Source organism: Caulobacter rhizosphaerae, assembly GCF_010977555.1.
Classification (GTDB): Bacteria; Pseudomonadota; Alphaproteobacteria; order Caulobacterales; family Caulobacteraceae; genus Caulobacter; species Caulobacter rhizosphaerae.
On the sequence record NZ_CP048815.1, the window covers coordinates 5,552,998 to 5,564,918 of the forward strand.

At 68.3% G+C, this 11,921-nt stretch carries 5 protein-coding genes; 4 read left to right on the forward strand and 1 reads right to left on the reverse strand.

The genetic code is table 11. From position 1 onward, the window contains the following. Positions 1 to 9 precede the first annotated feature (9 nt). Positions 10 to 1,974 carry a transketolase gene (tkt, locus tag G3M57_RS25375; RefSeq protein ID WP_163233494.1) on the forward strand — a complete coding sequence of 655 codons (1,965 nt, stop codon included), beginning with the start codon at positions 10 to 12 and terminating at the stop codon, positions 1,972 to 1,974. Between the two features lie 161 nt (positions 1,975 to 2,135). After that, on the forward strand, positions 2,136 to 8,930 hold the full coding sequence (locus tag G3M57_RS27680) for a calcium-binding protein (protein WP_163233495.1): 6,795 nt from the start codon (positions 2,136 to 2,138) through the stop codon (positions 8,928 to 8,930). A gap of 89 nt (positions 8,931 to 9,019) precedes the next feature. Here G3M57_RS27680 and G3M57_RS25385 read toward each other — a convergent pair whose 3' ends face one another. Further along, positions 9,020 to 9,694 carry a sulfotransferase domain-containing protein gene (locus tag G3M57_RS25385; protein WP_308424038.1) on the reverse strand — a complete coding sequence of 225 codons (675 nt, stop codon included), beginning with the start codon at positions 9,692 to 9,694 and terminating at the stop codon, positions 9,020 to 9,022. A 199-nt stretch (positions 9,695 to 9,893) separates the two neighbouring features. Here G3M57_RS25385 and gmd point away from each other — a divergent pair, with 199 nt between their 5' ends. Both gmd and fcl read left to right on the forward strand, forming a co-directional pair. Next, positions 9,894 to 10,961 carry a GDP-mannose 4,6-dehydratase gene (gene gmd, locus G3M57_RS25390; RefSeq protein ID WP_163233497.1) on the forward strand — a complete coding sequence of 356 codons (1,068 nt, stop codon included), beginning with the start codon at positions 9,894 to 9,896 and terminating at the stop codon, positions 10,959 to 10,961. Further along, on the forward strand, positions 10,951 to 11,898 hold the full coding sequence (gene fcl, locus G3M57_RS25395) for a GDP-L-fucose synthase (protein WP_163233498.1): 948 nt from the start codon (positions 10,951 to 10,953) through the stop codon (positions 11,896 to 11,898). The genes gmd and fcl overlap by 11 nt, the downstream gene beginning before the upstream one ends. Positions 11,899 to 11,921: the final 23 nt, after the last annotated feature.

Here is an 11,921-nt window from a genome sequence, read left to right on the forward strand (position 1 = left end):
GGAACTCTCATGCCCGTTTCGCCCGTTAAGATGGCCGACGCGATCCGCGTCCTTTCCATGGACGCCGTCCACAAGGCCAAGTCCGGTCACCAGGGCATGCCGATGGGCATGGCCGACGTGGCCACGGTGCTGTGGGGCAAGTTCCTGAAGTTCGACGCCGCCAAGCCCGACTGGGCCGACCGCGACCGTTTCGTGCTCTCGGCCGGCCACGGCTCGATGCTGCTCTATTCCCTGCTGCACCTGACCGGCTTCAAGGCCGTGACCATGCAGGAGATCGAGAACTTCCGTCAGTGGGGCTCTCTGACCCCCGGCCACCCGGAAGTGCACCACACCCCGGGCGTGGAGACCACCACCGGTCCGCTGGGCCAGGGCCTGGCCACCGCCGTGGGCATGGCGATGGCGGAAGCGCACCTGGCCGCGCGGTTCGGCAAGGACGTCGTCGACCACCGCACCTGGGTGATCGCCGGCGACGGCTGCCTGATGGAGGGCGTCAGCCACGAGGCGATCAGCCTCGCCGGCCGCCTGAAGCTTTCCAAGCTGACCGTGCTGTTCGACGACAACAACACCACCATCGACGGCGAGGCCACGATCGCCGAGACCGGCGACCAGCTGGCCCGCTTCAAGGCCGCCGGCTGGGCGGTCAAGGCCGTCGACGGCCATGACCACGGCAAGATCGCCGCCGCCCTGCGCTGGGCCACCCGCCAGGACCGCCCGACCCTGATCGCCTGCAAGACCCTGATCTCCAAGGGCGCGGGCCCCAAGGAAGGCGACCCCCACAGCCACGGCTACACCCTGTTCGACGACCAGATCCGCGACGCGCGCCTGGCCATGGGCTGGGACGCCCAGCCGTTCACCGTGCCCGAGGACATCGCCAAGGCCTGGAAGAGCATCGGCCGCCGCGGCGCCCGCGCCCGCAAGGCCTGGGAAGCGACCGTGCAGGCCTCGCCCCTGGCCGACGACTTCACCCGCGCCATGAAGGGCCAGCTGCCGGCCGACGCCTTCAAGGCGCTGGACGCCCACATCGCCGAGGCGGCCAGGACCAAGCCGGGCAACGCCACCCGCGTGCACTCGGGCGCGGCCCTGGACCAGCTGATCCCGACGGTCGTCGACATGGTCGGCGGCTCGGCCGACCTGACCGGCTCGAACAACACCTTCGTCAAGGGCATGAAGCCGTTCGACGCCCCCGACTACGCCGGCCGCTACGTGCACTATGGCGTGCGCGAGTTCGGCATGGCCGCGGCCATGAACGGCATGGCCCTGCACGGCGGCGTCATCCCCTATTCAGGCACCTTCCTGGCCTTCGCCGACTACAGCCGGCCAGCGATCCGCCTGGGCGCCCTGATGGGCGCCAAGGTCATTCACGTGATGACCCACGACTCCATCGGCCTGGGCGAGGACGGCCCCACCCACCAGCCGGTCGAGCACGTCGCCAGCTTGCGCGCCATTCCCAACCTGCTGGTCTTCCGTCCGGCCGACGCTGTCGAGACCGCCGAGTGCTGGAAGATCGCCCTGGAGCAGGCCGCCACCCCGTCGGTGATGTGCCTGTCGCGCCAGAAGGTCCCGGGCGTGCGCGACACGGCCGCCGAGAACCTGTCCGCCAGGGGCGCCTACGAGCTGCTGGCCGCCGAGGGCGGCGAGGCGGCGGTGACGATCTTCGCCTCGGGCACGGAAGTCTCGGTCGCCGTGGCGGCCCGCGACATCCTGCAGGGCCAGGGCAAGCCGACCCGCGTCGTCTCGACCCCCTGCTGGGAGCTGTTCGAGCGGCAGGACGCCGCCTACCGAGCGTCGGTGATCGGCGACGCGCCGGTCCGCGTCGCCGTCGAGGCCGCCGTCCGCATGGGCTGGGAGCGCTTCATCGGCGAGGACGGCAAGTTCGTCGGCATGACGGGCTTCGGCGCCAGCGCGCCGTACGAGCGGCTCTACAAGGAATTCGGCATCACCGCCGAGGCCGTGGCGGCGGCGGCCCAAGCCTAGGCCTCGGGACCCGCTGGGAGCCCCGGAACGGCCGGAGCGGCAGTCTCGCGGCCTGGCGGTTCGCCCGAAAGCCGCGCCCGCAGAGATTGCATAAAGACCTCGCCACCCAACCATGACCACGCTAAGGAGGTTGCCTGAGTTGGGTGGCGTCGGGGCGTCAGATGAGCGACATCAATGGAACGGTGAACGATGACGTCCTGGTCGGAGGCGACGGGGATGACACCCTCACCGGAGGCGGGGGCAACGACACGCTAAGCGGCGGTCTCGGCGCCAATACGATCAACGGCGGCGACGGCGTGGACACCGTCGATTATACCTGGGCCAGTTGGTCGGTCACGCTGGACCTCGGAAATCCGGACGCGCAGCAGACCCTTGGCGGCTGGGTCAGCTGGGAATGGCGCCTGGCCTCCGACACGCTGATCGGGATCGAGAACGTTCGGGGTTCCGCCCAGGACGACATCCTGAGAGGAGACGTGGGTTCGAACCTCATCGAAGGGGGAGCCGGCAATGACGGACTCTTCGATGGCGGCGGCGGCGCCAATGACATCCTGCGCGGGGGAGTCGGGAACGACGCCCTGCAGACATGGAACGGCAGCACGGGCGCCCACGTCGCGCACTACTACGGCGAGGCCGGAAATGACTCGCTCTACGTCTCCGACGACAACCCGCTGAGCGAATACTGGCTGGTCGGCGGAGAAGGCGACGATCGCATCTACGCCAGCCGCGACACAGGCTCTTCCGCGAAGACCACGATCGACGGCGGCGCCGGCGACGACGACATATCGATCCGCTACGGCGACGACTATCAGATCACGCTGGGCGACGGTCACGATCTGGTGACGTTCTATACCGCCGAGCGAGGGCTCCGCGCCACCATCACCGACTTCCAGGTCGCCGGCGCTTCCGCCGACGCCCTCAACATGGGCGAATTTCTCGCCTACAACCTTTCCACGCCCACCGGCTCGGGCCTGCCAGGCTGGGACCAGCGCAGCAACCCCTTCGCCGACGGCTATCTTCGACTGACCCAGCAAGGGGCCGACACCTGGCTCGAGATGAGCATTTTCCCAGGCTCGTCGTCCTACCAAACCGTCCTGGTCTTCAACAACACGGTCGCGACGACCTTCACCGCGACCTCTTTCGCGGGTTACGATCCGCTCGGCGGTCCGGTCCAGGGGATGACCCTGACCGGCTCGGGCGAGCTTGACTTCATCAAGGGCGGCGGCGGGGCCGACATCATTCAGGGCGGCGCCGGTCAGGACCAGATCGAGAGCGGGCTTGGAGACGACATCGTCCACGGTAACGCGGGCGACGACTTCATCGACGACCGTTCCGGCGACGACCAGCTCTACGGCGACGACGGAAACGACCTGCTTAATGTGTTCCGTTCCGACCGGACCACCTTCAACACGGTCGTGATGGACGGCGGCGCGGGCGACGACGCGATCCATTTCGCGAGCCATTACCGGACCTCGAGCGCCGCCGTCACGCTGACGGGCGGGGACGGCGACGATTATCTGGAGCTCTGGGGAAGCACCCGAGGCGTCGTCGATGGCGGCGCCGGCGCCGATCGCCTGCAATATTACGGCTTCGACAACCTCGGCGTTTCCACCCTTTCAGGCGGCGACGGCGATGATGTCTTCGATCTCACGCTCAGCGACGAGGTCATCGTTCAAGGCGGAGCCGGTGTCGATGAAGCCATCGTGCGGCTCAGCTATACCCTGAGCGGGAACCTGTTCTTCGACGGACGATCGGCGGCCCAGAACAATCTGCTGACCCTCAACGGCGTGACCAGGGCGCAGTTGCAAGGCGTCGAGCGCATCACCCTCTACGCCGAGGCGGGGAACGACGTCATCTACGGCGGCGCCGGCCGGACCGAGATCCATGGCGGCGCGGGCGACGACGAGCTCCATGCCGGCGACGGCGACGCCGCGCTGTATGGCGAAGACGGCGCCGACCTGCTGATCGGCGGTCCGGGCGCGGACACGCTGGACGGCGGAAACGGCCGCGACACCCTTCAAGGCGGCGACGGAGACGACCTGCTGGTCGGCGGTCTGGACGCCGACGTCCTGAACGGCGGCGCGGGCAGCGACACCCTGATGGGCGAGGGCGGCGACGACCTGCTGCGCGGCGGCCTCGGCGTGAGCTATCCCTCGGTTACCGACAACCTCGACGGCGGAGACGGCCGCGACCTGGTCGCCTATGACGACCAGTCCTACGGCGTCGTCGTGAACCTTAAGAGCTCCAGCGCCTACGGCCTCGGCTTCAGCCAGGTCCTGAACCATATCGAGGACATTCTCGGTTCCGCGTTCAACGACACCCTGACCGGCGACGCGGGCGCCAACCGCATCGACGGCGGCGCGGGCGACGACGTCATCGACGGCGGCGCAGGCGACGACGTGCTGCTGGGCGGCGGCGGCGGCCACGACACGGTCAGCTTCGCGAGCGAGACGGCCGCCGTGACCGTGTACCTGGCCGAAGGGGTCGCGATCGGCGCCTCGTCGGGCGTCGACACGCTGGTCGGCTTCACCGACGTCACCCTGAGCGACAACGACGACCGGGCCTATGGCGACGCCGGAGCGAACCTGATCATCGGCCTGGGTGGCGACGACGAAATCGACGGCCGCGCCGGGGACGACAAGCTGAACGGCTACGGCGGCGACGACAAAATCGTCGGCGGCGAGGGGAACGACCAGCTCAGCGGCGGCGACGGCGACGACCTCCTGATGGGCGGCGCGGGCAACGACCAGCTCCGCGGGGGCTACGGCCACGACATCCTGATTGGCGGCGAAGGCGACGACTATTTCGACGACGACGGCGGCGACGACGTCGTGTCCTACCAGGGCGCGACCAGCGGCGTGACCGTCTCGACGCTGATCTTCGGCGCGCAGAACACGGGCGGCGCGGGCGCCGACACCCTGTCGCGCATCTCGAGCCTGCAGGGGTCCGACTTCAACGACGTGCTGACCGCCGGCGGAACGCTGCAGGGCGGCAAGGGCGACGACATCCTGACGGGCGCCTTCTCCTCGACGGCGCTCTACGACGACGCGACCAGCGGCGTCACCGTCGACCTCAACCTCACGGGCGCGCAGAACGTCGGCGGCGGCCTGGGCTCGGACACCCTTTCCAAGATCGCCAACCTGGTGGGTTCGGCGTTTGACGACACCCTGACCGGCGACGCCGCCGACAACCGGCTGGTCGGCGGCGCGGGCAACAACACCCTCAACGGCGGCGGCGGCGGCGACACGCTGGTGGGCGGCGCGGGAACCGACGTCCTGAACGGCGGATCCGGGATCGACTTCGCCGACTATTCGGCCGCGACCTCCGGCGTCGACGTGCAGCTGATCTTCACCGTGGCCCAGAACACCCTGGGCGGCGGGATCGACACCCTGATCGGCATCGAAGGCGTTCGCGGCTCGGCCCTGAACGACATCATCGCCGGCGATGGGGGCGACAACCGCCTGGGCGGCGGCGCAGGCGACGACCTGCTGAAGGGCGGCGACGGGGCCGACATCCTGTACGGCGGCGTCTACAGTTATCCGTTCACCACAACCTCGGACTACAATTTCGTCGAGGGAAAGGACGTCCTGGAAGGCGGGGCGGGCAACGACTTCCTCTATGCTGGCGACTATGTCGGCGGTGACGACATCCTGCGCGGCGGGGCCGGCGACGATACGCTCATCAGCGGCAACAAGGTGATGGCGGTCTACGGCGACGACGGCGACGACGGGTTCGAGATCACCAACGGCGACCGCCAGGGCGTTCTGGACGGCGGCGCGGGAACCGACACGCTGAAGGTCCGCGACGCCAACATCGCCGCGCTTCAGATCACCGGCGTCGAGACGCTTTCGGGCAACAACGTCACCGCGACGGTGGCGCAGTTCGCCGCCTTCGCCCGCATCGAGGCGATGTTCTCGGCCGCGGTCCTCAAGCTGGCCAGCGGCGGCGTGATCGACTTCTCGAAGAACGCCGTCGGCGCCGTATCCGTCACCGGATCCGACAGCGCCGACGACATCACCGGCACAGCGGGCGCGGACACCCTCTTCGGCCGCGGGGGCGAAGACATCCTGCACGGCGGGTTGGGCAACGACACCCTGTATGCGGGCCTGGGCCAGGACCAGCTGTTTGGCGGAGCGGGCGACGACGTCCTGGGCCTGGCCGTCGATTTCGGCGGCGCACCCGACTCCGGCGTGGACCGCTATTGGGGCGAAGCCGGCGCCGACACGTTCTCGATCGGCTCGGGCGGCGGCGAAATCGCCGCCGACGGCGGCGCCGACAACGACCTGTTCTACCTGGCCGGCGGCCTGGTCGGCTCGGTCGACGGCGGATCGGGCGTCGACGCCATTTCGAGTTCGGACATCCACAACCTGGTGATCTCGAACGTCGAGCGCCTGAATGGCGGGACCATCGCCACCGCCGCCCAGTTCGCCGCCTTCACCACGATCGCGGGCTACAACGGCGCGGGACCGATCACGGGCCTGGTGTTGGCCGCCGCGGGCGCGGTGGACTTCGGCCAGAAGGTGCTGGCCGGTTCCTCGGTCTCGGTGACGGGATCCGCCGGCGCCGACCAGATCACCGGCACCGACGGCGACGACGTGCTGAACGGGGCGGACGGCGAGGACACCCTCGTCGGCGGCGCCGGAGCCGACGTCCTGGATGGCGGAGCCGGCTACGACGTGGCCAGCTACGCCTCGGCCAAGGCGGGCGTGACTGTCAACCTGGCGACCGTCGGTCCCCAGAACACCGGCGGCGCGGGCCTCGACACCCTGAGCGGCATTGAAGGCGTGTCCGGATCGGCCTTCGACGACACCCTTTACGCCGGCGTTCTCCGCGCCGTTCTGGAAGGCGGCGCGGGCGACGACCGACTGTATGGCGGAGCCGCCTCGGACCTCCTGCTTGGCGGCGCGGGCAACGACCACATCTACGGCAGCGCCGGGGCCGACGTCATCGACGGCGGAGCCGGGCTGGACTTCGCGCGCTACGACTCTTCGGGCGCGGGCGTGTCCGTCGATCTGTCCACCGGCGTCGCGAGCGGCGGCGACGCGGCGGGCGACACCCTCACGGGCGTCGAAGGGGTCGTCGGCAGCGCCTTTGCCGATGTCATCCAGGGCGGCGCCGGCGACAACGTCTTCTACGGCCAGGCCGACAGCGACGTGCTGAAGGGTTTCGGCGGCAACGACGTCCTGGACGGCGGCGACGGCGCCGACATCCTGGACGGCGGTGACGGATCCGACACCCTCCTGGGCGGGGCCGGCTACGACGTGGCCAGCTACGCCTCGGCCAGGTCGGCGGTGACGGTGAACCTGGGGACGACCGGCGCCCAGGACACCGGCGGCGGCGGCGTCGACACGCTGACCGGCATCGAAGGCCTGACGGGCTCGGCCTTCAACGACGTCGTCTACACGGCCGCCGCTGGCGGGACCGTGGACGGCGGGGCCGGCGACGACCGGCTTTATGGCGAGGCCGGCGTAGACCGTCTGCTGGGCGGTTCGGGCGGCGACCACATCTACGGCAGCGCCGGAGCGGACATCATCGACGGCGGCGCCGATTTCGACTTCGTCCGCTACGACTTCTCGTCGGCGGCCGTGTCGGTCGATCTCGGCGGCGGCAGCAGGTCTGGCGGAGACGCCCAGGGCGACTCCCTGACCTCGATCGAGGGCATCGTCGGAACCGCCTTCGGCGACGCGCTCTACGGCGGGGCCGGCGATAACATCTTCTACGGCCAGGCCGGCAACGACGTGCTGAAGGGCTTCGGCGGCAACGACGTGCTGGAGGGCGGCGACGGCGACGACAACCTGTTCGGCGGCGCCGGCGCCGATATCCTGCGCGGCGGCGCAGGCTTCGATGTCGCGAACTACAACGAGACGTCCGCGGCGGTGGTCAACCTCACGACCGGCGTCAACGGCGGTTCGGCTTCGGGTGACGTGCTGACCGGCGTCGAGGGCCTGGAGGGCGGCTTCTACGCGGACACCTTCACCGGCGACGCCGGAGCGAACTCGCTCTACGGCATGGCCGGCGACGACGTGCTGCGAGGCATGGCCGGAGACGACGTGCTCGACGGCGGCCAGGGCAGCGACCACCTCTACGGCGGAATCGGCGCGGACCTGCTGCGGGGCGGAGACTTCGTGGACCTGGCCCGCTACGACGACGCTGCGGAAGGGGTCTGGGTCGACCTTGCCCAGGGCAAAGGCTTCACGGGTGAGGCGACCGGCGACATCCTCGTCCAGATCGAGGGCCTGGTCGGCTCGCGCTTTGCCGACACCTTCGTCGGAGACGGCGGCGTCAACACGCTCTACGGCCAGGGCGGCGACGACCTGCTGAGCGGCGGCGCCGGAGACGACACCCTGGAGGGCGGCGACGGCAACGACCACCTGTATGGCGGCGCAGGCGCCGACGCCCTTCGCGGCGGCGACGGCTACGACCTGGTGCGCTACGACACCGAGGCGTCGGCGGTCTGGGTCGATCTGGGCCTGGGCTCAGGCCAGGCGGGCGCAGCCGGCGACACCTTCAGCTCCATCGAAGGCGTGGTGGGCTCCGCCGGCTCCGACATGTTGATCGGCGGGAGCGGCGCCAACACCCTCTATGGCCAGGCCGGCGACGACACGCTGCGGGGGGAGAGCGGCAACGACGCCCTGTACGGCGGATCCGGCGCGGACACCTTCCTGTACGTGACGACCGGCGAATCCTCGGCGGCCGGGGGCGACCGGATTTGGGACTTCAGCCTGGCCGAACATGATCGCATCGACCTATCGGCGATCGACGCCAACACCGCGACCCTGCAGGACGACGCCTTCACGCTGGTGGCGGCGCTGAACGGCCAAGCCGGCCAAGCCGCCTTCGCCTACGACCAGGCCAACGACACCACCCGGTTGACGCTGGACGTCAACGGAGACGGCCTCGCCGACTTCCTGCTGACCATCAACGGTCAGCTGACGACGAGCGAGGGTCTCGTCCTCTAGAGCGCCTGGGCGAAGCGGTTCGCCCCGTCGCCGGGTTCAGATGGCTCCATCTGAACCCGGCAGACAGGCTCTGGGGAACGGATGGATGACTAGGGAGCGTACCCCAGGCGTCTCATCCATTCGCCGTGCCGGGCCATGAAGATCTCGATCTCCTCGCCCGTCAGGGTGTCGGGAACCCCGGCCTGCCCTCGGCGGAAGAAGTCGGGACGGGCGGCGTTCATGCTCGCCCAGGGATCGACCCAGGCGGCGACCGGTTCGACGTCCAGGAATTCGGCGATGCGTGCATGCGCGGCCGTCGGTTCCCTGACCAGAGCCTCATAGGTGAGGAGCAGGGTGTCGGGCCGCTCCAGGGGATTCCAGGCGTCCAGGTGAAGCGACCAGTTGTTGAACGGCGTGCCGCCGTTGACGATCTCGGGCCACGGCGCATGCTGTTCGTCGATCTGGATGCGGTAGTGCCGATAGGAGTCGGTGGCCACCAATCCGTTCCGCACGACGTAGATCGCCTGGCCCCCATCCTCGGGCTGGTCGTGGGTCTTGACCACCGTCACCCCGGGGTCGGCCTGGGCCGACGCGTAGAACTCGGGATAGTCGCCGTCGTAGGACACCGCGCCGATGGCGGAGACCAGATGGTCGGCCATGCCCTTGGGACTACGGGACGCCTTGGCCTCGTATTTCGAGTAGCTCTTGAGGCCGAACACCGACTGTAAAACGGTCCGGACGAGGGTGTTTCCTGAACGCGGAAACGACGCCAACCAAACGATCAAAAAACGACTTTCCTTCTCTTTTCCGAACCGTCCGGCTAGCTGTCGAACGTTCGTCGCTCCGAAAACAGCGCGGGCGGCGTCCCGATAAATGTATCGCTTTCCTATTGGAATGTCGCGAGCATCGGTTGGCCCTGCGACCGAAATGCGCTAGGAGCGCCACAACTTTGCGGACGCAGGTCCCGGTATTCGGAGAGAGACATTGGCAACGGGTAAGGTAGCTCTAATTACGGGCGTGACCGGTCAAGACGGAGCGTACCTGTCGGAATTGTTGCTGTCGAAAGGCTACACGGTGCACGGCGTGAAGCGCCGTTCGTCGTCGTTCAACACCGGCCGGATCGAAAGCCTCTACCAAGACCCGCACGAAAAGGACCCCCGGTTCATCCTGCACTACGGGGACATGACCGACAGCACCAACCTGATCCGGATCGTCCAGCAGACCCAACCCGACGAGATCTACAATCTGGCCGCCCAGAGCCACGTGGCGGTCAGCTTCGAGACCCCCGAATATACCGGCAACGCCGACGCGGTGGGGACGCTGCGCCTGCTGGAAGCCATCCGCATCCTGGGCCTGGAGAAGAAGACCAAATTCTACCAGGCCTCGACCTCGGAGCTCTACGGCCTCGTCCAGGAAGTGCCGCAGAGCGAGAAGACCCCGTTCTACCCGCGCAGCCCCTATGCCGCGGCCAAGCTCTACGGCTACTGGATCGTGGTCAACTACCGCGAAGCCTACGGCATCCACGCCAGCAACGGCATCCTGTTCAATCACGAGAGCCCGCTGCGCGGCGAGACCTTCGTCACCCGCAAGATCACCCGCGCGGTCGCGGCCATCAAGCAGGGTTTCCAGGACAAGCTCTACCTGGGCAACCTGGACGCCAAGCGCGACTGGGGCCACGCCCGGGAATATGTCCGTGGCATGTGGCTGATGCTGCAGCAGGAAGAAGCTGACGACTACGTCCTCGCCACCGGCGAAACGACGATCGTGCGCGACTTCGTGACCAAGGCCTTCTCGGAAACCGGCGTGACCCTCAACTGGTCGGGCTCGGGCGTCGACGAGAAGGGGACGTGCGCCGAAACCGGCAAGGTGCTGGTCGAGGTCGATCCGCGCTATTTCCGCCCGACCGAGGTGGAACTGCTGATCGGCGACCCGACCAAGGCCAAGGAAAAGCTCGGCTGGGTCCACGAGACCAAGTGGGAGCAGCTGTGCGCCGAAATGGTCGCCGCCGACATGATCGCCGTGGCCAAGGAGCAGCGCCGCAATGCCGAATGACGCGCGCTTCTCCCTGGAGGGCAAGCGCGTTTGGGTAGCCGGCCATCGTGGGATGGTCGGCTCCGCCATCGTGCGGCGACTCGCGACCGAAAACTGCGAGGTGATCACGGCGGGGCGCGAGGTCGTCGACCTCAAGCGTCAAGACCAGGTCCAGGCCTGGATGGCTCAGGAGAGACCCGACGCGGTCTTCGTGGCCGCGGCGAAGGTCGGCGGCATCCTGGCCAACCACACCTATCCGGTCGATTTCCTGTACGACAACCTGATGATCGAGGCCAACATCATCGACGCCGCGTACCGTAACGGTGCGTCCAAGCTGATGTTCCTCGGATCGTCGTGCATCTATCCGAAGCTGGCCCCGCAGCCGATCCGCGAGGACAGCCTGCTGACCGGCCCGCTCGAGCCGACCAACGAGTGGTACGCGATCGCCAAGATCGCCGGCATCAAGCTGGCCCAGGCCTACCGCAAACAGTACGGCGCCGACTTCATCAGCGCCATGCCGACCAACCTGTACGGCCAAGGCGACAACTTCGACCTCAATTCCAGCCACGTGCTGCCGGCGCTCATGCGCAAGGCCCACGAGGCCAAGCTGTCTGGCGCCGACAGCATCACGATCTGGGGCACGGGCACGCCGCGTCGCGAATTCCTCAACGCCGACGATTGCGCCGACGCCTGCGTGCATCTGATGAAGACCTATTCCGACTTCGAGCACGTCAATGTCGGCTCGGGCGAGGATGTCACCATCCTGGAGCTGGCTCAGTTGGTCTGCGAGGTGGTGGGCTTCTCGGGGCGGATCTGCACCGATCCCTCAAAGCCCGACGGCACGCCGCGCAAGCTGATGAGCGCCGACAAGCTGCGCGGCATGGGCTGGTCCCCCCGCATCTCGCTGCGCCAGGGCGTCGCCGAGACCTACGACTGGTTCCTTCGGCAAACCGCCTGATGTCCAGGCTTGCCACCGACCGC